17 protein-coding genes and 3 tRNA genes are annotated in these 22,179 nt (G+C 29.0%); 13 read left to right on the plus strand and 7 right to left on the minus strand.

Annotated features, from left to right (window positions below):
- The first annotated feature begins 6 nt into the window (after positions 1 to 6).
- Both VF849_00500 and VF849_00505 read left to right on the plus strand, forming a co-directional pair.
- The gene (locus VF849_00500; protein ID HEX9232519.1) at positions 7 to 1,635 is read left to right on the plus strand and encodes an NADPH-dependent assimilatory sulfite reductase hemoprotein subunit; all 1,629 of its coding nucleotides are present in this window, start codon (positions 7 to 9) and stop codon (positions 1,633 to 1,635) included.
- A 24-nt stretch (positions 1,636 to 1,659) separates the two neighbouring features.
- Positions 1,660 to 2,370 carry an NAD(P)-dependent oxidoreductase gene (locus VF849_00505; GenBank protein HEX9232520.1) on the plus strand — a complete coding sequence of 237 codons (711 nt, stop codon included), beginning with the start codon at positions 1,660 to 1,662 and terminating at the stop codon, positions 2,368 to 2,370.
- Between the two features lie 13 nt (positions 2,371 to 2,383).
- On the opposite strand, the gene ileS is transcribed toward VF849_00505, so the two are convergent.
- Positions 2,384 to 5,776 (minus strand): isoleucine--tRNA ligase, encoded by a 3,393-nt coding sequence (ileS, locus tag VF849_00510; protein ID HEX9232521.1) that lies wholly within the window; start codon positions 5,774 to 5,776, stop codon positions 2,384 to 2,386.
- Positions 5,777 to 5,787: 11 nt separating this feature from the next.
- On the opposite strand from ileS, the gene VF849_00515 reads away from it, so the two are divergent.
- Positions 5,788 to 6,612, plus strand: coding sequence for a prephenate dehydratase domain-containing protein (locus VF849_00515; protein ID HEX9232522.1), 825 nt, complete (start codon positions 5,788 to 5,790; stop codon positions 6,610 to 6,612).
- 88 nt (positions 6,613 to 6,700) lie between these two features.
- Positions 6,701 to 7,780 carry a bifunctional 3-deoxy-7-phosphoheptulonate synthase/chorismate mutase type II gene (locus VF849_00520; GenBank protein HEX9232523.1) on the plus strand — a complete coding sequence of 360 codons (1,080 nt, stop codon included), beginning with the start codon at positions 6,701 to 6,703 and terminating at the stop codon, positions 7,778 to 7,780.
- A gap of 47 nt (positions 7,781 to 7,827) precedes the next feature.
- Here VF849_00520 and rpmF read toward each other — a convergent pair whose 3' ends face one another.
- A complete protein-coding gene (rpmF, locus tag VF849_00525; protein ID HEX9232524.1) occupies positions 7,828 to 8,010 on the minus strand; it encodes a 50S ribosomal protein L32 in 183 nt (60 codons plus the stop codon).
- A 31-nt stretch (positions 8,011 to 8,041) separates the two neighbouring features.
- Between rpmF and glyA the strand changes: the two genes are divergently transcribed.
- The 6 genes from glyA (at position 8,042) to VF849_00555 (ending at position 14,360) form a co-directional block, all read left to right on the plus strand.
- Positions 8,042 to 9,286 carry a serine hydroxymethyltransferase gene (glyA, locus tag VF849_00530; GenBank protein HEX9232525.1) on the plus strand — a complete coding sequence of 415 codons (1,245 nt, stop codon included), beginning with the start codon at positions 8,042 to 8,044 and terminating at the stop codon, positions 9,284 to 9,286.
- A gap of 43 nt (positions 9,287 to 9,329) precedes the next feature.
- Complete coding sequence (gene lon / locus VF849_00535) at positions 9,330 to 11,711, plus strand: endopeptidase La (GenBank protein HEX9232526.1); 2,382 nt, start codon at positions 9,330 to 9,332, stop codon at positions 11,709 to 11,711.
- Positions 11,712 to 11,796 (plus strand) — tRNA-Ser (locus tag VF849_00540).
- 5 nt (positions 11,797 to 11,801) lie between these two features.
- On the plus strand, positions 11,802 to 12,536 hold the full coding sequence (gene aroE / locus VF849_00545) for a shikimate dehydrogenase (protein HEX9232527.1): 735 nt from the start codon (positions 11,802 to 11,804) through the stop codon (positions 12,534 to 12,536).
- A gap of 33 nt (positions 12,537 to 12,569) precedes the next feature.
- Complete coding sequence (locus tag VF849_00550) at positions 12,570 to 13,721, plus strand: hypothetical protein (GenBank protein HEX9232528.1); 1,152 nt, start codon at positions 12,570 to 12,572, stop codon at positions 13,719 to 13,721.
- 285 nt (positions 13,722 to 14,006) lie between these two features.
- Complete coding sequence (locus VF849_00555; protein ID HEX9232529.1) at positions 14,007 to 14,360, plus strand: 4Fe-4S dicluster domain-containing protein; 354 nt, start codon at positions 14,007 to 14,009, stop codon at positions 14,358 to 14,360.
- Here the strand turns inward: VF849_00555 and thrC are convergent.
- The 4 genes from thrC to aspS are packed head-to-tail and all read right to left on the minus strand — an operon-like array spanning position 14,343 to position 19,392.
- Positions 14,343 to 15,650, minus strand: a complete 1,308-nt coding sequence (gene thrC, locus VF849_00560) for a threonine synthase (protein HEX9232530.1) — start codon at positions 15,648 to 15,650, stop codon at positions 14,343 to 14,345. The two genes, VF849_00555 and thrC, sit on opposite strands and share 18 nt — an antisense overlap.
- A gap of 15 nt (positions 15,651 to 15,665) precedes the next feature.
- Complete coding sequence (locus VF849_00565; protein ID HEX9232531.1) at positions 15,666 to 16,592, minus strand: homoserine kinase; 927 nt, start codon at positions 16,590 to 16,592, stop codon at positions 15,666 to 15,668.
- Positions 16,580 to 17,692 (minus strand): hypothetical protein, encoded by a 1,113-nt coding sequence (locus VF849_00570; protein HEX9232532.1) that lies wholly within the window; start codon positions 17,690 to 17,692, stop codon positions 16,580 to 16,582. The genes VF849_00565 and VF849_00570 overlap by 13 nt, the downstream gene beginning before the upstream one ends.
- Positions 17,689 to 19,392, minus strand: a complete 1,704-nt coding sequence (gene aspS / locus VF849_00575) for an aspartate--tRNA ligase (protein HEX9232533.1) — start codon at positions 19,390 to 19,392, stop codon at positions 17,689 to 17,691. Before aspS ends, VF849_00570 begins: the two co-directional genes overlap by 4 nt.
- Before the next feature lie 765 nt (positions 19,393 to 20,157).
- Between aspS and VF849_00580 the strand changes: the two genes are divergently transcribed.
- The 3 genes from VF849_00580 to VF849_00590 all read left to right on the plus strand — a co-directional run bounded on the left by VF849_00580 (position 20,158) and on the right by VF849_00590 (position 21,473).
- Positions 20,158 to 20,289 carry a hypothetical protein gene (locus VF849_00580; protein HEX9232534.1) on the plus strand — a complete coding sequence of 44 codons (132 nt, stop codon included), beginning with the start codon at positions 20,158 to 20,160 and terminating at the stop codon, positions 20,287 to 20,289.
- A 317-nt stretch (positions 20,290 to 20,606) separates the two neighbouring features.
- Positions 20,607 to 20,680 (plus strand) — tRNA-Val (locus VF849_00585).
- Between the two features lie 112 nt (positions 20,681 to 20,792).
- Positions 20,793 to 21,473, plus strand: a complete 681-nt coding sequence (locus VF849_00590) for a hypothetical protein (protein ID HEX9232535.1) — start codon at positions 20,793 to 20,795, stop codon at positions 21,471 to 21,473.
- 620 nt (positions 21,474 to 22,093) lie between these two features.
- Here VF849_00590 and VF849_00595 read toward each other — a convergent pair.
- Positions 22,094 to 22,170, minus strand: a tRNA-His gene (locus VF849_00595).
- Positions 22,171 to 22,179: the final 9 nt, after the last annotated feature.

Below are 22,179 nucleotides of genomic sequence, written 5' to 3' on the forward strand. Positions count from 1 at the left end.
TTGTATATGAATCATTCTCCAATTGAAAAAATTAAAAAGTCAAGTAAAGGTTTAAGAGGGAGTCTTATTGACGGAATAAATAATGAAATTACTAGATCTTTAAATGAGAGTGATCAATTTATTATTAAATTTCATGGAGTATATCAGCAAGATAATCGTGAAAGAAGAAAAGAACGAGCCTTTAAAAAACTTGAAAGATCATATTCCTTCATGATTAGGCTTAGACTACCAGGAGGTTTTCTGACCCCTAAAAAATGGGTAATTGTAGATAGTATCGCTTGCAAAAAAGCTAAAAAAACAATAAAAATTACTTCCAGACAAACGTTCCAATTACATGGAATAATAAAATCAAAAATAAAACCTACTGTTAAAGCTTTTAATCTAGCTGGTCTTGATTCTCTTGCTACTTGTGGAGACATTAATAGAAACGTAATTTGTAGCACACAAATAAACACTTCTCCTGCTTTTTACGAAATCTTTCATTATGCAAAAAAAATAAGCCTTTTTCTTTTGCCAAAAACAAGGGCATATTATGAAATATGGTTAGATGAAAAAAAAATCCTTGAAAGATATGAAGAAGATCCTCTATATAAAGATCATTTTCTGCCCAGGAAATTTAAAATTGCAGTTGCTATTCCACCTAATAATGACGTAGATGTCTTCACAAATGATATAGGACTTATTGCTATTGTTAAAAATAAACAACTAAAAGGATTTAACATCACGATTGGTGGGGGACTTTCTACTACCCCTGGAAATTCAAAAACTTATGCCCGTTTAGGAACATTAATTGGTTTTGCGGATAAAGAAGAAAAAATACTTAAAGTAGTTTATGAAACCCTCAAGATTCAACGAGATTACGGAGATAGAAATGAGCGAAATCAAGCTCGTTTAAAATATACTTTTGATAAATACGGAGATCTTTGGTTTAAGAATGAACTTGAAAAAAGATGCGGTTTTTTTTTAAAAAATACGAAAGTATTTATTTTTACCGATCGGTCAGACTTATTTGGATGGAATAAAGATTCAAATGGATTTTTTTATTCTACCATTTTTATAGAAAATGGAAGAGTTTTCGATGAACCTCCTATTTTTAGGAAAACTTTTTTCCTTAAAATCGCTAAACTTGGAAAAGTTCAGTTTAGACTGAGCTGTCATCAAAATATAATTTTTAGTGATGTTAGAGTGGAATACTTCCATGAAATTAATCTCTATTTAGAGAAATATGGTATAAATTCTTATATGGAAATTCTTTCGAAGATTAGAAAAAATTCTATGGCTTGTGTAGCTTTTAATACTTGCCCTTTAGCTTACTCTGAAAGTCAGCGTTACTTTCCTATTTTTCTTTCTAAGATTTATCTTCTCCTTAAGAAACATCTCTTGAATAAAGAAAAAATAATTATCAGGATTACTGGATGTTCAAATGGATGTTCTCGTCCATATGTAGCTGAAATTGGATTAATTGGGAGCTCTTATGGCTGTTATAATATCAATTTAGGGGGAGATAAGCATGGTCTGCTACTAAATAAGAGTTATAAAGAAAATATAAATGAAACGGAAATTATTCGTGAATTTGATATTCTTTTTGCTTATTTTTCTAGTTACACTAAAGATAATTTGGTATATTTTAAATGAAGGGAATAAAACAAGAAAAAAACAATTTATTACCTTTTTTTTTTACATCAAAAAAATTTTTATTTTTTTATTTTGGGAGGTGGGCATTTAGTTTTAAATAGACTTTTTTTTATTAAAAAAAATTTTACTTTTACTTCTGTTTCCCTTATCTCTGATAAGATGGAAAAACCTATAAAAATAAACTATATAATAAATAAAAAAATTAAATTGAGTAAATTTTTTTTTAATAAAAAAGAAATTGAAAAAACGGATATCCTTATTTTAGCTGAGGATAACTTTTTTATTCTAGAGAAGATTTGGATGGATGCTAAAAAATTTGGTAAGCTTATAAATTTTTCTGATTTTCCATCTTTTTGTGATTTTTATTTTGGGTCACTTTTAAAGAAAGTAAATCTTAAAATTTCTATTTCAACTAATGGAAAATCCCCTACATTGTCTAAACGTTTTAGAGATCTACTATCAGAAGTTTTAACCAAAGATATTAGTCTTATATTAGATAGGTTATACACAGTACGAAAAAAACTTAAAGGAAATCTGTCTTCTAAAATGAGAGTTTTAAACATTATAACTTCTGAGTTAATTAGAGAAAAATTAAATAGGGTAATCATATGGAAAAAAAATAAATGTATATTTTTTATATACATTTTTGGTTATATTATTCTTCTCTTTTCTTTTATTTTTTTTGATCAAAAAAGTGAAAACATATTTAGTCGTATTAATAAATATTTTTATTAAAAATTAATATATTTCATATTTGCATAATAGCAATTTTTGCTTGAAATCCCTCAACTTTTACTTCTTCCCCTTCCCATTCAAAAGTTGGAGATAAAATAAGATCAACAGAGAGTGTTTCTTCACAAATATAATTATTGTTATTTTCAATAGCCTCAATGAATTCTTTAGAAGAATCTATATAACTGATAATTTTATCAGTTAGATTAAATCCTTTTTGTTTTCTAAGATTTTGCATTTTGTTAACAAAGCTTCTAGCTAACCCTTCTTGTTTAAGACTATTCGTTAAACGAACATCTAATGCTACTGTAAATTTTTTTTCTGGATCTGAAAATACAGAAAAACCAGGAATTTCTTTGGTAGATATTAAAACATCCTCTAAATGAATAAATAGTTTTTTTTTTTCTAAAAAAATTTCTTTTTTTCCCCTTTTTTCTATTTGCACAATATCAGATTGTGTAAATTTTTCTATAACAGATATTATCTTTTTTAGAGATTTTTTAAATTTTGGCCCTAATTTTTTATAACTAGGACTAATCTGTTTTCTAAAAATAGATACTTCAGGATCTGAAACCTCTATTTTTTTTACATTAACTTCTTTTGCTATAAATCTTGATACTAATTTTAGTTGTTTTCTTATACGCTCATTCTTCGTTATTATTAATACCTTTTGTAAAGGTTGTCTAACTTTAAGATTCTTTTTCTTTCTTAGAGAAAGAACCATCGAACTAATCTTTTTGCCAAGGTACATACGTTCTTGAAGATCTTCATCCAGAAGATCTGGATTGAATATAGGAAAATATGACAAATGGACGCTTTCAAAAGTCTCCTTATTTGTGATTTTATTTAAATCCTGATAAAGTCTATCAGAAAAAAAAGGAGCAATAGGTGAAATTAGCTTCGATACATTAAAAAGACAATAGTAAAGAGTTTGATAAGCTGAAATTTTGTTATTATTATATGTTTCTTTCCAAAAACGTTTACGACAAATTCTGATATACCAATTACTGAGATGATCTATAACAAAGTTATTTAATTCTCGAACTACTTTTGTAGGATTATATTCTGAATAATATTTGTCAACTTTTTGGATTAAGTTGTTTAATTCTGATAAAATCCACCGATCTACGTTCGGACGTTCTTCTAACGAAAAAAGTTTTTCTTTAAAAAGAAATCCATCTATATTTGCGTATAGAGCAAAAAAAGTGTAAGAATTATAAAGAGTCCCAAAAAATTTTTTTTTAACGTCTTCTATGCCTTCTGGATTAAAACGAATATTTTCCCAAAATGATGTATTCGATACCAGATACCATCTAATAACATCAGGTCCAAATTTTTCAATTATATCAAAAGGATCTATCGTATTTCCTCTACTTTTAGACATCTTTTGCCCATTCTTATCAAGAATTAATCCATTAACTACAACATTTTTGTAAGAAATAGAATCAAAAAGCATACAGGAAATAGCGTGTAAAGAATAGAACCACCCCCTAGTTTGATCTACTCCTTCAGCTATAAAATCAGCTGGAAATTCTTTTCTTTTTTCGATAAAATCAGAATTTTCAAAAGGATAATGAAATTGAGCATATGTCATAGCTCCAGAATCAAACCAAACATCTATTAAATAAGGTTCTCTTTTCATTGGTAGACCAGAAGGAGATACCAATATAATCTTATCAAGCACGTGTTTGTGTAGATCAATTTGTTTATAATTTCTTGGACTCATATCCCCCCTAATAAAGTTTTTGAAAGGATTTTCTTTCATAATTTTTTTTTGGATTGATTTTTCAATTTCATTAACTAATTCTTCAACAGAACCTATAATTATTTCTTCTCCGTCATTCTTCCATATAGGAAGAGGAACTCCCCAAAATCTAGATCTGGATAGATTCCAATCATTAATATTCTCTAGCCATTTTCCAAATCTATTTTCTCCTATAGTTTTAGGGTTCCAATGAATGGATTTGTTTAATTCTACCATTCTACGTCTTCTTTTAGAAGTTTTCATAAACCATGAGTCTAACGGATAATACAATAATGGTTTTTCCATTCGCCAACAATGTGGATAGGAATGGGTATAGTTTTCTCTATAGAAAACTCTGTTTTCAGATTTTAATAATTCTGCAATTTTATCATCTACAGATCTCTGATTTAAGAGATTTTTAGAGTATTCTTTTTTAACATATTCTCCTTCAATAGGGAGGTTTTTGATAAACCTCCCTTGTAAATCTACAAGTGGAATTTGTTTTTTACTCTTTTCATCTCTTACTAACATTGAAGGAATTCCGTTCTGTTTAGCTACATAAGAATCTTCTACTCCAAATGTAGGAGCTAAGTGGACAATTACGCTTCCTTCATTTGTGTTGATTAAATCGCTCGGAATAACTTTAAACGCTTTTTCTGCTCCTTTAGAAGGAAGGACCCAAGATAATAATTGTTCGTAACGACTTCCTATAAGACTATATCCTTTGAATTCTTTTAAAATTTTATAAGGGATTTTTTTATCCGTTTTTTTAAATTTTTTGAATTCTTTTTCATTTTTTACCCAAAAAAACTTTTTTGGAAAAAGTTTCCAAATTCTATTTTTGGAAAGTATAAGATTTTCTTTTAGAAAGGTATAAGGATTGTAAGTTGTTACAATAACATAATCTATGTTAGGTCCAATACCAATTGCTGTATTGGAAGGAAGGGTCCAAGCTGTTGTTGTCCAGGCTAAAAAGAAGATGTCACCCAAGATTTTTTTAAAATTTTCCGAAAGACTATTTTTAATAGTTTTAAATTTAACAACTAGTGCAGTATCTGTAATCTCTTTGTAAGATCCAGGTAGACTCAATTCATGAGAACTTAGGGTTGTTCCAGATGTTGGAGAATAAGGTTGTACCGAATATCCTTTGTATAAAAAACCTTTTTTATAAAGTTTCTTTAAAGACCACCAAATACTTTCTATATATTTTGATTCAAAAGTTATATAAGGTTCATTCAAATCTACCCAGTATCCAATTTTTTCAGTAATATTTTTCCAAAATTTAGTATAAAGCATTACAGCTTTTTTACAAGCTTTATTATAACTTTCTATGCTAATTTTTTTACCAATATCCTCCTTAGTAAGACCCAGAGATTTTTCTACGCTAAGTTCAATAGGCAATCCATGTGTATCCCAACCTGCTCTACGTTTAACTTGTTTTCCTTTTAAAGTATGGTATCTACAAAATATGTCTTTAATAGTTCTTGACATTAAATGGTGTATCCCAGGCATACCATTTACAGATGGTGGGCCTTCATAAAAAACATGAAGTTTTTTACCATTTCTAGAGTAAACGCTTTTTTGAAAAATTTGATGATCCTTCCAATATTGATTTATTTCTTCAAAAATCTTTTGAAGATCTAATTTTTTGTAATTTTTAAACATTTTTTTTTAGAATGCATAAAATTGCTATCTATGGAATAATGGGATCTTATCATCATATTGCTGCTATTAAATTTTTTGGGGAAGAGTGTCACTTAATGGAGTGTTCTTCTTTCGAAGAAGTTGTCAAATCAGTTTTTTCTCTTAATCCTAAGAAGGGAATAATGGCGATGGAAAATTCTATCGCTGGTTCTATTTTAACAAATTATGTGATGCTATCCAAATATAAACTTAAAATTATTGGAGAGGTTTTTATTCCTATAAATCAGTGTTTAATTACTTTCTCAGGTCAATCTTTAAAAAATGTTAAGGAATTAATTTCTCACCCAATGGCTCTTCTTCAGAGTAAAAAATACTTTAATCAGTTTACAAATATTAAAGTACTTGAATGTACTGATACTTCAGAAGGAATTCGATATATTGCTAAAAATAAAATGAAAAATCTAGCAGCTATAGCCACAGAAATTGCTTCTATCATTTATGGTTTGAATATTCTAGAAAAGAATATTCAAGATCATTCTTATAATTTTACGCGTTTTTTTATCGTAAGTTCTTCAAAAGATTCTTCTAAAAATTTTTCTGATAGAGCTTCTATTAAATTACGAATAGATTCTAAAATTGCCACTATTTCTAGGTTGCTTCGTATATTTTCAAAAAATTGGAATATAACAAGTATTCAGTCAATTACTTTCTTTGAAAAAACTTGGGAAAATATTTTTTTTATGGATTTTTCTTTCGAAGAATATGGTCATTTTAAGAAAATGATGGATCTTCTTTCTAAAGAAACCTTTGATATTTTCATATTTGGAGAATATAAAAATGGGTGGAAAATAATTTAATTTTCTCTAAAAGAAAATCCTCTATTACTAGAAAATATTGCGTTTTTAATAAGAAAATTTCCAAAATTCTTTATTTTTATAAATGAAAATGAATTCAACTGTGTTGAAATCATTAAAAATGATGAAAAAGCTTAATGACATAGAGCAGTCTTGGATAAAGAAATTCAACACCCCCTTAATTATTTCAGGCCCATGTAGTGCAGAAAGTGAAGAGCAAGTGCTAGAGACAGCCCAAAGGCTTGATAAATCTTATGTTCAAATCTTTAGAGCTGGTATTTGGAAACCTAGAACGAGACCTAATTCTTTTGAGGGAATTGGAGAAAAAGGCTTTTATTGGCTTAAAAAGGTTAAAGATAAAACTGGGCTAAAGATAGCCATTGAAGTAGCTTCAGCTGAACACGTAAAAATATCCCTCAAACATAATGTTGTTGATGTATTTTGGATAGGAGCTAGAAGTACTGTGAATCCTTTTTCTGTACAAGAAATAGCAAATGCTCTTGAAGGATCCGATAAAATTGTTTTGGTAAAAAATCCAATTAATCCTAGTCTTGATTTGTGGATAGGTGCCTTGGAACGTTTTTTAAGTAAAGGTGTTGAAAATTTAGGTGTGATTCATAGGGGGTTCTCTTCTGAGAATCTAATACCATTTAGAAATCAGCCTAATTGGAAAATGGTATTAGATTTTAAAAATCTTTATCCCCATATTCCTGTACTTTGTGATCCTTCTCATATTTGTGGTAATAGGGAAAAAATTTATGATATAGTAAAGCAAGCATTTAACCTTGAGTATAATGGTCTTATAGTGGAAACTCATTGTTCTCCTAACAAAGCTTGGAGCGATTCTCAACAACAAATAACTCCTGAAAAATTTTCAGAAATTCTAAAAAAAATCAATCCATCTAAGGATATTCTAGAAAAACTTAGAATTCAGATTGATGAAATAGATCAGAAATTTATTTTTCTCTTGAATGAGAGATTGAAACTCTCTAAGGAGATTGGTTATGTAAAAAACAAATATGATAAATCTGTTATTCAGATAAATCGCTGGAAAGAAATTTTGCTAAAAAACAAAAAACTGTCGAAATATTTCGGAATTTCAGAAGAATTCATAGAAAAAATATTAAATCTCTTACATAAAGAATCTATAAATATTCAAGAACAATTCTAATAATGCTCTTTATTATCTTGTATGTCAACAAAAGGAGCTACTGACATCTAATTTTTAACAAAAAGAACTTGACCTATATAGTATAATTTATTTTCGAACCAATAAGCCTGGTGGTAAGGGTGTAACTTCTTTGTTATTGGATCAATCGTTAGTTGAGTAGCTTTAGATTTATGATGAGTCCTCCTCTTTCGTTTTCTAGATTTAGATTGTCTCTTTTTAGGATGTGCCATATTTTTAATATTAAAAAGAAAAAAAAAATTAATGACTCTAGATGAGATTATTTTTCATTTTCTTAAAAAAGAAGAAGATAGACAAGTTAGAGGACTTGAGCTTATCGCTTCGGAAAATTACGTAAGTACGAATGTACTAAAAGCTATGGGGTCAATTTTGACAAACAAATACGCTGAAGGAGGTAAAAGATATTATGGGGTATGTGAAATTGTAGATAAAATAGAAAGGATAGCTATTGATCGAGCTAAAAAACTGTTTCATGCTGAATATGTAAATGTTAAACCTCATTCAGGATCTCAGGCAAATGCAGCGGTTTACATGGCCTGCTTAAACCCAGGAGATAAAATCCTTGGGTTTGATTTAACACATGGAGGCCATCTTCCACATGGTTCTTATGGAAGTTTTTCTGGAAAAATTTATCGATCTTTATTTTATGGTTTAAAAAAAGAAAGTGGATTGATTAACTATGAACAAGTAGAAAATTTAGTGGAAAAAGAAAAAAAAATTAAATTGATTATATGTGGGGCTTCTTCTTATTCTAGGGATATTGACTATTCCATCTTTAGAAAGACCGCAGATAGAATTGGAGCTATTCTGATGGCAGATATATCGCATACAGCTGGATTAATTGCTAAAGGATTCCTAAACAATCCTTTTCCCCATTGTCATATAGTAACTTCTACTACGAATAAAACTCTTCGAGGGCCAATAGGAGGAATGATACTTTTGGGAAAAGATTTTTCTAAACTCGGAAAATCAAAAAAAATATCCCAACTTATTAGAAATGCTGTATTTACAGGATTTAAAGGGGGAGAAAATGTTATTGCCGCAAAAGCTGTTTCTTTTAGAGAAGCTTTAACAGAGTCGTTTGAGCGTTACGTTAAGCAAGTTGTAAAAAATGCTAAAAAATTAGCAAAATCCTTTGTTTCCCTAGGTTATAAAATTATCTCAAATGGAACGGAAAATCATTGTATGCTACTTGATTTAAGTAATAAAAATATCACAGGGATAGAAGCAGAACAACTTTTGGCAACTGCCGATATTACAGTTAACAAAAATATGATTCCTTTTGATAACCAGTCTCCTTTTGTTCCTTCAGGAATTAGGATAGGAACATCTGCTATTAGCACTAGAGGGCTAAAAGATAATGACATGGAAGAAATAGCTAATTGGATCGATGAAGTTTTACGCTGGAAAAACGATTCATTAAAAATTGATATAATTAAAAAGGAAATTAACAATAAAATGAGATATTATCCCTTATTTAAAGGATAGATCTCGCATTTAGTTTTTATAAATTTAATAAAATTAAATAAATATGATGCTAACTGAAGAAACTGAATTCATACCATTAATTGTACAGGAGGAAGAGGATACTTTTCCAAGGGAAGAAATCCCAGATCAATTATGCATTCTCCCTATTAGGAATATAGTTTTGTTTCCTGGAGTAGGAGCTCCTATTACAGCTGGCAGAAATATGTCTTTGCAACTGTTGCAAGATTCCTATAACTCGAATAATAAAATTATAGGGGTTCTTACCCAAAAAGATTTTAGGGTAGAAAATCCTTCTGAAAAAGATCTTTACACAATAGGTACTGTAGCTAAGATTCTTAGACTTCTAAGAATGCCAGATGGCAGCATTACAGTAATTATTCAAGGGAAATGTCGTTTCAAGGTTAATCGTGTTATACAATATAAACCATATATAAAAGTAGAATATATAATTTTAAACGAGAATATTCCAACTGACAAGGATGAAGAATATAATGCTTTAATAGAAGCTATCAAAGATTTGTCTATAAAAGTAGTTCAAGAAAATCCTAATCTTCCTTCTGAAATAGGATTTGCCCTAAAGAATATAGAAAATAACTATTTTTTGGTTAATTTTATATCGACAAACATGAATTTATCTATCAAAGATAAGCAAAGCTTACTTGAACAGAACAATATGAAAAATAGAGCAATGGAAGCTTTTCGTTTTTTAACTATTGAGTATCAGCAAATTAGGCTAAAAAATGATATACAATATCGTGTGCGTAACAATATAGATCAACAACAACGTGAGTTGTTCTTGCAACAACAAATAAAAGTTATTCAAGAAGAGCTTGGAGAGTTCTCGGTCGATAAGGAAATTGAAAATATTCGGGAAATGGGGGAAAAAAAAAATTGGACTAAAGAAGCTCAAGAAAAATTTGAACGCGAATTAGTTAAAATACAACGCACTAGTCCTCATTTGCCAGAATACCCTTCATTGATAAATTACCTTGAAATAATGCTTGATTTGCCCTGGAAAATATATTCTAAGGATAATTTCGACCTTAAACATGCTAAAAAAATTCTAGATCGAGATCATTATGGTCTAGAAAAAGTAAAAGAACGAATTATTGAATATCTTTCCGTTTTAAAGCTTAAAGGGGATATGCGATCTCCTATTTTATGTTTTTATGGGCCTCCAGGAGTTGGAAAGACTTCTTTAGGAAGATCTATAGCATCAGCCGTAAATAGAAAATATGTGAGAATATCTTTAGGTGGAATATATGATGAATCTGAAATACGAGGGCATAGAAGAACTTATATTGGGGCTATGCCTGGAAGATTGATTCAGGGAATGATAAAATCAGGAACATCAAATCCTGTTTTCATCCTTGATGAGATTGATAAAATCTCAATTGGCTTACACGGAGATGTTTCTGCTGCACTTTTGGAAGTTCTAGATCCAGAACAAAATGTGCATTTTTATGATAATTATCTTGATATAAGTTATGATTTATCCAAGGTAATGTTTATCGCTACCTCCAATTCAATTTCTTCAATAAAGCCAGCTCTTTTAGATCGTTTAGAACTCCTTGAGATAAATGGTTATACAGTTGAGGAAAAAATTCAAATAGTAAAAAAACATATATTACCTATACAATTAGAAAAAAACGGTCTTAATATAGGGGACTTGAAAGTCAATTCTAAAAATCTTGAAAAGATTATATTAGGGTATACATCTGAATCAGGAATACGAAGTCTTGAAAAAAAGATTTCTAAATTAACTCGGTCTTCGGCAAGACAAAAAGCAATGAATAAAAAATATGTTAAACGTTTGAATTTTGATAAAATTGAAGAGATACTAGGAACTCCTTACCCTTTCCTTAATTACGAAGGAAATAATATTCCTGGAGTTGTCATTGGATTAGCTTGGACTCCATATGGAGGAGAGATTTTATCTATCGAGTCAATTCTTGCAAAAGGTAACGGAAAATTGAATCTTACTGGCAACTTAGGTTGGGTGATGAAAGAATCTGCGTATATTGCCTGGCAATACGCGAAAGCTTATAATGAGGATTTTGGAATTGATCCAGAAATGTTTGAAACGTACAATGTACATTTGCATGTACCAGGTGGATCTGTACCTAAAGATGGCCCTTCTGCAGGAGTAGCAATTCTTTGCTCTTTAATATCTGTTTACACTGGAAAAAAGGTTAAATCTCATTTAGCTATGACTGGGGAAATAACACTTAGAGGCAAAGTACTCGCTGTTGGAGGAATCCCAGAAAAGATTTTAGCAGCTAAGAGAGCTGAGATTCATGAAATAATTCTTCCAAAAGAAAATAAAAAAAGCGTGGATAATATTAAGTCAAAAGAGGTACTCGGAATTTTTTTTAATTATGTTTCTAACATGAAAGAAGTAATTGAACTAGCTTTAGAGAGATAAGGAGAGATGGCAGAGTGGTCTATTGCTACAGTCTTGAAAACCGTTGAGGTTTATTCCTCCGAGGGTTCGAATCCCTCTCTCTCCGCTCAAATGAAAGTTTTTGGATTAATTGGAAGAAATATTCATTATTCTTTTTCAAAGAAATATTTTTCAGAAAAATTTATTAAAAAAAATATCAGAAATTCTAGTTATAAACTTTTTTATATCGAAAATATTAATAAACTAAAAGAGTTTCTTCGAATAAAAAAAAGAGATATCTCTGGATTGAACGTTACTATCCCTTATAAGCAAAATATTATCCATTTTATTGATGATATTAGTACGGATGCCAGTAATGTTGGAGCAGTTAATACTATTGAAATAATGCAAAAAGGGTATATTGGATCCAATACAGATATTTTTGGATTCGAATTTTCTTTCAAAAAACATATAAAATTTAATCATAAAAAAGCCTTTATATTAGGTACAGGTGGAGCTTCTAAAGCTGTAATTTTTGTCCTAAAAAAATTAGGAATCGATTTTCGATGTGTTTCTAGAAATGAATATAAAAATTATACTTACGAAGAAATAACAAAATACGTTTTAAAAGATTTTAAAGTAATTATTAATTGTACACCAGTTGGTACTTATCCAATCATAAATGATTGTCCAAAAATTCCATATTGGGAAATATACCAAAAACATTATCTATATGATATGGTATACAACCCTATTGAAAGTAGATTACTTAGAGAGGGCTGTAAAATGGGATGCTTTACGAAAAATGGATTTGAAATGTTGCAATTACAGGCAGATAAAGCCTGGAGTCTCTGGAATAGAAAATGATAAAGGCTATATGTTTTTTAATGTGAAAACTAAATGGAACGATTTTTGTATCTACATTTTTTAATTAAAAATTATCCAGTTAACCAACTTAGAAATAAAGTTCATCAATTATACAAAAAATTTTTGGAAAAAATACAAAAAATTAGAAAAGAAAAACTTTTAAATTTTTTCGTAGTGTATTTGTCGTTTACATTAAATAAAAAATTTTATCATTTTTTTTTTAAAAAAAAACAAACTAAAACTTTTAAAGAATTTAATAAAAAACTAAATGTTCTTTATAAAATAATAGAATATTTAAAAAATCTTTATAGATTTACAGATAATGACAAAATGGTTTTAAATATTCTTAAAAAAATAAAAGATATTAAAGATCGTTGGGAACATTCTAGGAATATTTTTCACACTAAAGTGGAATACGTTTTTAAAACTTATCGTTTCCATTTGGAAAACTTTTTGAAGTATTTAAACTTCAACAAAAATTTTCAATCTCTAGAATATGAGCATAAGATTCAAAAACTTAAGATTATTTCTAGGGTTAAAGAGCTTATTAAAGAGACCAAACTTCCAAAGAATTTAAATGAACTTTATCACTTGCATCACCTAAGAAAAAAAAAATGTAGGAAAACCAACTATTTACTAATATCTAAAAAAATCATAGAAAAAATAAATAATTTAAATGATTTTTTTTTCAAATTTTTTTCTTTTAAAAATAAAGAATCTATTAAATCATTTTATCATTTTAAAAAAATACATAAAGCAAAAATACATTACTATAACGAGTATTATAGTGAAAAAATTGGAAAATTTCAAGATAATTCAAATTATTTTATTAATAAAAGACTTGAGATAGATATTATCAAAAAATTCAATGATTTTTCTATTTATACTGAGTTTTCTATTGATACTTTCTTAAAGGAATTAACATCTCTTAGATTTAAAAAACTTTATTCCAAATTTTTATTTGATAAATATGACTTTTTAGAAAAAAAGCTTTTAAAGTATATGGAAATAATTTCAAACGAAATATTGAAAAATCGTAAAAATATCCTAACTTTATTTTTGGATAAAAAAGCGTTTTTAAAAAAAAAATCATTAGATCATAAAAATGTTAATTTTTTTATGAATAAATTCAATTATACAAATAATATAATTGAATTTTTAGAAATCTTAGAAAAGATCATTTAGATAGATGACAGTAAGTTTTACTGAAAAGAAGCTAAAAATGGAGGGAAAGAAAAAAGTGAGAAGGATGTCATGCTGAATAACTACTATTTACGTGCCTCTTAAGTAGCTCCTATTTAATTATAAAAAAAAAATAATTTCAAGGGGTACGAACGAAAGAGTGAAAGGAAAAAGTAAGTTGAATATAAATAGAAGTGGTAGCAGGTTTTAGTGAAACACTTTTAGTTGTTATGAACAAACAAGATATTATTTTTATTTTGTAGTGGTACTTTATAAAATTCCAAAAAGGTGTCTATAAAAATAACTAATGAATGCATTAATTGCGGGGCTTGTGCCTCTGAATGCCCTAATCACGCTATTTATGAGGGATCTGAAGAATGGTCTCTTTCAGAGGGAACAAATATTAAAGGAATAGTAAAAATAAGTTCAGGACTTTTAATTGATGCAGAGTCTTCTCAAACTCCAGAGAAAAGGGATATTTATTTTATTGTAAAAGATAAATGTACAGAGTGTGTAGGATTTTATAATGAACCTCAATGTATGGCGGTCTGCCCAGTTGATTGCTGTGTTTTAGATGAAGAAAATGTAGAATCCAAGAAATCTCTACTTGAGAAAAAAAAATTTTTACATCCCCCTATTTAATAAATGCTCTTTTAAGGCAGGGTAATTATTAGGAAGTATAATGGATTTTTTTTCTGATTTAAGTAACTTTTTTAAGTGCTTAGGAAGGATGACTTGCTTTTGCAGATCATAAGGAATTTTCTCCGTAAACTTCAATGGATGAGCTGTCTCTAAAAAAACACCCAAAACTCTTGAGTTTTGAGAGTTCACTTGAAAATATTTTTGAAGCCCTAGATACCCTAAGGCTCCATGTGGGTCCAGTATATACCCATTTTTATGGAAAATAGATTCTATTGCACAAATAGTTTCTTCATCAGTAAAGCTATAAGTATCCAATTTTTCCTTTAGCTTAGAAAAGCTTCTATCAGAAAGATGCCAAATTCTAGTGAAATTGCTTGGATCAGCTACATCCATAGCATTTGATAAAGTATATTTTCCTGGAAGGAAAGCATATTTTCCAGTTTTTATAAATCGATTTACCGTATCGTTAGAATTTATTGCAGCTATAAAATGTTTTATAGGGAGTCCCATTTTTTTTGCCAACATACCTGCGCAAAGATTTCCAAAATTTCCACATGGAATAGAGAAAAAGACTTCTTCAGCTTCAGAAGGACTTATATTTTTGTAAACTATGAAATAATACAAAATTTGTGGCAACAATCTTGCTATATTTATTGAATTAGCTGAAGTTAAGGCACATTTATTTTGTAGGTCCTTATCCAGGAAAGCTTCTTTTACCAATTTTTGACAATCATCAAAAGTACCTTCTATTTCTAGAGAAGTAATATTATCTTTCACCGAAGAAAGCTGTTTTTCCTGAAACAGGCTAATTTTAGACTGTGGAAAAATTAGAACCACTTCTACTCCTGCTATTTGATGAAATCCTTTAGCTACAGCACCTCCTGTGTCTCCAGAAGTAGCCACTAAAACAGTTATGGGTTTACTTTCTTCTTTTCGTAAATAACTTAAACACCCTGCCATAAATCTAGCACCGACATCTTTAAATGCTATGCTAGGTCCATGAAAAAGCTCTAGCGCATAAATTTCTTTGTGAATATTTACTAAAGGGAATGGGAAGCAAAGTGTATCTTCTATGATTTCTTCTAAAATTTTTTCTGGTATATCAGGTACTATGTAAGGTTTAATCACTTCCATTGCTATGGAATATATGCTTTGTGATGAAAAATTTTTAATTTCTATTTTGTGTATTTTTTCTGGAAAGAAAAGACTATTATCTGGAGCCAATCCTCTTATTACAGCTTCTTTAAAAGAAACATAATGCTTAGTCTTTCCTAGACTATGATATATCATAACTATTCGAAAATTTTAAATATCATACCATTTTACTCCTTTTTGATTTATTGAGGAAGTGTAAACTTGATATTCTATTTTTAGAGAATCATATATACCTTCCATAACTGAAGTAACAATATATGCAGTTTTTTCACCTTTGCTTAACATAAATATCGAAGGTCCAGATCCAGATATACCTCCTCCTAAAGCTCCAACTTCTTGACATTTAGCTTTTACTTTGTAAAAGGAGGGAATAAGCAGACCTCGGATTGGTTCAATCATTACATCTTCTAATGATCTACTTATTAGCTCATAATTTCCTTGATATAAACCTGCAATAAAAGATCCAAAATTTCCACATTGTTTTACGGCATCCTTCATAAATACTTTTTTCTTTAGAATTTTACGTGCGTCAGATGTTTTTATCTCAATCGTGGGATGAATTACGCTAATCCATAAATCATTAGGGACATGGATATTTGCCATATCTAAAGGATTATAACTTCTTATTAACGTAATTCCTCCCATTAAAACTGGAGCCACGTTATCAGCATGATTACCCCCACTAACTAAACGTTCCCCTTCCATAGCAAATAGTATCAATTCTAGAGTACTGAAAGGATTTCCTAATAGGAGATTAGCTCCAGCAACAACTCCTGCCGAACTTGCAGCGCTGGATCCTATTCCGCTACCAGGTTTTATTTTTTTTAGTATTTCTATCTCAAATCCTAAAGGAAAGGGACATTCATTAATAAACTCTTGTAAAGAAACAAGACAAACATTTTTGTTTGTCTCTCTAGGGAAGTCAGCTCCATCTATTTTCAGAATACTTATTCCTGATTTATTCAATCTTTTCAAAAGAATCTCATCACTAGGATTATTCAACGCTAATCCTATTACGTCAAACCCGCAAACTAAATTTGCAACAGTAGCTGGAGCAAATATTTTTATTTTTTCCATTTTATTGATCTACTACTGGCTTTAATAACATCTGAAAAAATTCCAGAAGCAGTTACTTCTGAACCAGCTCCTGCTCCTTTTATTGTTAAAGGATGATCAATATATTGCCTAGTAGTAAATGAAATTATATTATCTTTTCCATCAAGCTGATAAAATGGATGGCCTAAATTGATAGCTTCTAATCCAACTGAAGCAATACCTTTCTTATATCTGGCAACGAAACGCAACCGTCTATTATTCTTTTTCGTTGATATTCTTATTTTTTTGAAAAAACTAGATTCCAGATCTACTAGATTTCCATAAAACCTCTCAATAGAGGTAGCTTTTAAGCAGAAATCAGGAATAAAGGATTTTTTAAAAATATCCTCTAATTCAAGTTTTTCTCCACATTCTCTTGCTAAAATAAGTATTTTTCTCATAACATCTTTTCCACTTAAATCAATGCGAGGATCAGGTTCAGTAAATCCTAGTTTTTGAGCTTCCTTTACGGATTCATAAAAATGGGTTCCTTCAGAAAATTTGTTAAGGATAAAATTTAAACTACCAGAAAGTACAGCTTCTATGGAACGAATATCATCTCCACTTTTTATTAAACTATTTAGAGTATCAATAATTGGAAGACCAGCTCCTACATTAGTTTCGAAAAAGAAAGGAACTCCCAAATTAGTTGATACCGTTTTTAGTTTTTTGTAATACGAGTAAGTGGAAGAACAAGCAATTTTATTGCAAGTAATTATTCCAATCCCCTTTTTTAAAATTTTTTCATAAATCAGTGCTATTTCTTCACTAGCTGTATTATCAATAATAAAACTATTACATAGATCAAGTTTTTCTATTTTTTCTAGAAATTTTTCTACGTTCATTATATCAGATTCTGATAACTTTTTTTCCCATTCATTGAATTCAATTCCGAATTCGTTAAAATACATATTTCTACTATTAGCTAATCCGATAATTCGAATATCAAGTTTTAGCGTTTTTTGTAAAGAATTTTTCTGTTGGAAGATTTTCTTAAGAAAGCTTGCACCTACTTTTCCCAGACCAATGATGAAAATATTCATTTTATGAGCGTTTCCAACGTTCTCAAAATATGATCTCATCGCTTTATGAAAATATGAAGCTCTTTTAATTGAGAGTCACTTAAATATGAAGGAGTTCCTATCATTGGATCTCTAAAAGAATTATTTTTTGGAAAAGCAATAAAATCCCTTATACTCTCTTCGCCTTCAAGAAGAGCTACCAAACGATCAAGTCCTAAAGCAATTCCACCATGTGGTGGAGTCCCATATTCAAAAGCTTCCATTATAAACCCAAATTTAGATAAAATTTCTTTTCTAGAAAATCCCAATAGATTGAAAATAGATTCTTGTATGGAACGTTTATTTATTCTAATAGATCCCCCTCCGATTTCTTTTCCATTAATAACCAAATCATAAGATTTGGCGATAATTTTTTCTGGATTCTTTTGAAGAAGGTAAATATTTTCTTCTTTAGGAGAAGTGAAAGGATGATGAAAAGAATCATAACGATTATTTTCATTATTCCACGCAAACAAAGGAAAATCAACTATCCAAATAGGGGAAAATTGATTCGTTTTTCGCAAGCCTAAACGGTCAGCCATCTCAATTCGAATTTTTCCTAGTTGTCTACTAACTGTTTGTTCATCTAAACCTGAAAGTATTAATAAAAGATCTCCAGGTTTAGCGCTTAAGCGTTCAGAAAAAATTTTAAAATATTTTTGACCAAAAAAGGGGGATTGAAATTTTCCATCAATCAAACATTTCACCCACGTAAGATTTCTTATATGATGGAGTTTACACCATTCGGTAATATCATTTAATTGTCTTATGCTGTAATTCGCACATCCAGGTATCGAAATGCCTGCTACTCTATTATTTGGGATTACATCATTTAATTCCTTAATAATCATATCAAAACGTATATCTGGTTTATCAGATCCGTATCGTTTAATAGCCTCTTTATAGGAAATTCTTGGAAAACTCTTTGCAAATCTGCAATTCCTTATTTTTTTAAAAATATAATTAATAAGATTTTCGGATATCTTAATGACATCTTCTTCTTCAACAAAAGACATTTCGCAATCAATTTGAGTGAATTCTGGTTGTCTATCTGAACGCAAATCTTCATCACGAAAGCATTTAACAATTTGAAAATATTTATCTATTCCGCCTATCATTAGGAGTTGTTTGAAAGATTGAGGAGATTGAGGGAGAGCATAAAACTGTCCAGGATTTATTCTTGATGGAATCACGAAATCTCGTGCTCCTTCTGGTGTGGATTTTACTAAAAGGGGGGTTTCTATTTCCAGAAACCCGTTTTCTGAAAGATATTTTCGGATTTCGAAAACTATCTTGTGACGAGTAATAAGTTTTTTTTTAATAAAATCTCTACGTAAGTCAAGATAACGATATTTCATTCGAAGATCTTCATTTCCATCTGTTTTTTCTTCTATAATAAATGGGGGTATTTTTGAATAGCTTAGAATTCTAAGTTTAGAAACAACAACCTCAATAAATCCTGTTGGATTTTTAAGATTTTTAGATTTTCTCTCAATAACTTTTCCGCATACTTGTATAACGAATTCTCTACCCAATTGATCTGCTTTCTTTTTTAAAGTATTTTTTCCATAAAAAGTTAGTTGAGTTATTCCATAATGATCCCTTAAATCTATAAAACTTACTGTTCCTAAATTTCGAACTCTTTTAACCCATCCAGCTAAAATAACCTCTTCCCCAACATTTTTTTTACGAAGAGTTCCACAATTATATGTTCGAAACATTTTTTTTAAATTAGAGATTTATGGACGAAAAGATGTTTTTGGGTAAATAAAAATTGCTTATATTTATAATTTAATTTATAAATCCTAAAAAAAAAATATATTTTAATATTTTTTTCTATATAATTTAAATAAATTATTAAAATATAAATTTATATGGAATATTATCAATCTGAACAATGGATTTTAAGGAAATTACACCCAGATAAGATACGCAATAATCGTAAAACTGATTTGCTAAGAATCCAATCTTCCTGCAATTATTTGGTAAATACTGAACAAAGTTTTAAATCAATTCACATTGGTGTAACTAATGGTAAAGGATCTGTGGCTCACATGTTATCTTCCATTCTTCAATAATCAGGATTAAAAACAGGATTGCTTACTTCTCCTCATATGAAAAATTTGCGTTAACGTATCCGTTATATCGGTTTATTAATTGAAGAAGATTTTCTCGTTAGTTATGTTCGTTTCACCAAAATTTGCGCTGAAAAAATTTATCTAAAATTGCTTATGAAAAAGAAGGCATTATTAATGCCAAAAATTCCAGTAGTTTTAGGATCGTTTCATGATGAAACGGATAAAGTTTTTCGATAAGTTGCTTTTAAAAAAAAAAGCACCAATTTTCTATTCTGATAATTGCAGTAATTCTGATTACTATGCAATCCCATTAAATGGGAACTATCAAATATTAAATAAAAAACAGTAATAAAATCTATAGATGTTTTCCAAAGTTTAGGATTAAAAATTCCTGAAAACTCCATAATTTTGGGGTTTAAAAATGTTATTAAGAATACTAATCTACAAGGACGGTGGCAAGTGATAAGACAAAAACCTAAAATTATCTGTGATACTGTACATAATGAAGAAGGGATAAAATGGGTAACGATAAACTTATGAGGGAAATAAACTGCATTTAATTTTAGGTTTTGTTAGAGTAAAAGAGGTATTAAAAATACTATATCATTTTACAACTAAAGCTTATTATTATTTTTGTAAACCGAATTTACCTAGACGTTTACAGATAGAAGATATTGAAAAATTGGTTCGTAATAACTATAAAAAAAAATGCAAAATATTTTTTTACGGTAAAAGAAGCTCTTTTTGAGGCTGATTTCTCAGCCTCAGAATCAGAATAGGACTTTATTTTTATAAATTATTTAATAATTTTTAGAAAATTTTGTTTTCTATAATATTTGTTTATATTTACTTTTTAAGGGTGATTAGCTCAGAGGTTTAGAGCAGCTGATTTACAATCAAAAGGTCGCTGGTTCAAATCCAGCATCACCCATTTTATTTATTTATTTAATTTTTTTTATTAATTTTATTTATTATTTATTTTATTTATTTTATTTTAATTTTATTTTAAATGTTTTTTAATTAAACAAAAATATAAAAAAAATATGAATAAAAATATGCTAAAAAATATTTGGGTTCTTGTTTTTTCATTTTTTATTTTTCTTCCTTCCTATGCCCGATTTAATCGTAGTTTTGGGGCAAACTTTTTTGGAATCCAAATTGGACCCAATCTATCAATGATTAAAGGATTTAACTCTGTTTTTGAGATAGACTTTTATGCAGGTCTTTATAGAGGGCATGTTATTGATGATTATATGGCTTATCAAATTGATTTTATTCTTTCTATTCATAGTTTTCAGGGATTTTATCAAATGAGAAGAAAAATAGGAAAAAAATTTATGGTCAAAGTCAAAAAAAAAATAATATATCTGGAGGTTTCTCCTGGATTCAGATATAATCTTATTGGTGGGGTAAATTTCTATTTTTCCCCTGTGTTTGGGTTAAAATTAACTGGTGATAAAATTGATTTAATACGAGAGAAAAAGAAGAAAAACAAAACTCCTGTTACTCAGGCGTATAAGTATAATATAGAAAGAATAAAAAATTTTGTGCCTAATATTTTTTCTATTGGATCTTTATTAGGAATAAATTATGAGATAACAGAAAATTTTGGTATAAATTTGACATGTAAAATGAATATAACAAAAGTTTATGGGAAAAGAGACGTGGTTCCTAATCATATTCTTAGTTTTAGACTAGGACTAGATTACACGTTTAATGAATGATTTCTGAAAAAAATTCTTTCACTTTCGATACTATCAGTAAATTTCTCTAATATTCATAAAGAGAGAAAAATGCTAAACAATAACAAAGCGGATTATTGATATCAATATGGATAGTATGTTTGTACCTAATAGTATGCGATATTAGGCTAGTATGCTAACATCCTATTAGGTACCGAACATTTCATTTGGAATTACGGTTTAAAATATGTTAAAAAATATGAAAAAAAAACCTTTATATACATTTGATGATATTAGAACCTGAAAGATATATTCAAATAATTAAAAAATTAGGTGTAGATTGTATCTACTTTCATGCTTCAGAAAGAAGACGTAATCTTCATAGAACCATTTCCTTAATTAAGGATAAAAGCTGGAGTAGCAATATACTCTGGTTAAGATATTACCAAATGTATCTAAAGAATTAGATATTATTTTATTGATGGGTAAATCCAGGTTTTGGTGTACAATAAATTATTGTACATATTTATCAAAAACTTTCCGATACTAAGGATTTAATTTTCAAAACCTGCATTAATTGAGATAGATGGAGGAGAAGAATGCTTCTTATCACTTAGAGAAAGGAGCTGATATATTAACGTTTGGAACAAACATTTTAGTTTGGGTGGAAAACCGGATTTGAACCGGTGTTCTTTCAGAACCACAATCTGATGCTCTAGCCAACTGAGCTATATCCACCAAAAAAAAT

It is taken from the genome of Blattabacteriaceae bacterium, from assembly GCA_036390115.1.
Lineage (GTDB): Bacteria > Bacteroidota > Bacteroidia > Flavobacteriales > Blattabacteriaceae > DASQPV01.

Bases quoted from the DNA above. Each gene is read 5' to 3' on its own strand.
- ileS (HEX9232521.1), bottom strand. From the start codon at position 5,776: ATGTTTAAAAATTACAAAAAATTAGATCTTCAAAAGATTTTTGAAGAA.
- VF849_00565 (HEX9232531.1), bottom strand. From the start codon at position 16,592: ATGGAAAAAATAAAAATATTTGCTCCAGCTACTGTTGCAAATTTAGTT.
- rpmF (HEX9232524.1), bottom strand. From the start codon at position 8,010: ATGGCACATCCTAAAAAGAGACAATCTAAATCTAGAAAACGAAAGAGG.
- lon (HEX9232526.1), top strand. From the start codon at position 9,330: ATGATGCTAACTGAAGAAACTGAATTCATACCATTAATTGTACAGGAG.
- VF849_00515 (HEX9232522.1), top strand. From the start codon at position 5,788: ATGCATAAAATTGCTATCTATGGAATAATGGGATCTTATCATCATATT.
- aroE (HEX9232527.1), top strand. From the start codon at position 11,802: ATGAAAGTTTTTGGATTAATTGGAAGAAATATTCATTATTCTTTTTCA.
- thrC (HEX9232530.1), bottom strand. From the start codon at position 15,650: ATGATATATCATAGTCTAGGAAAGACTAAGCATTATGTTTCTTTTAAA.
- VF849_00590 (HEX9232535.1), top strand. From the start codon at position 20,793: ATGAATAAAAATATGCTAAAAAATATTTGGGTTCTTGTTTTTTCATTT.
- VF849_00500 (HEX9232519.1), top strand. From the start codon at position 7: ATGAATCATTCTCCAATTGAAAAAATTAAAAAGTCAAGTAAAGGTTTA.
- glyA (HEX9232525.1), top strand. From the start codon at position 8,042: ATGACTCTAGATGAGATTATTTTTCATTTTCTTAAAAAAGAAGAAGAT.
- VF849_00550 (HEX9232528.1), top strand. From the start codon at position 12,570: ATGGAACGATTTTTGTATCTACATTTTTTAATTAAAAATTATCCAGTT.
- VF849_00520 (HEX9232523.1), top strand. From the start codon at position 6,701: ATGAATTCAACTGTGTTGAAATCATTAAAAATGATGAAAAAGCTTAAT.
- aspS (HEX9232533.1), bottom strand. From the start codon at position 19,392: ATGTTTCGAACATATAATTGTGGAACTCTTCGTAAAAAAAATGTTGGG.
- VF849_00570 (HEX9232532.1), bottom strand. From the start codon at position 17,692: ATGAGATCATATTTTGAGAACGTTGGAAACGCTCATAAAATGAATATT.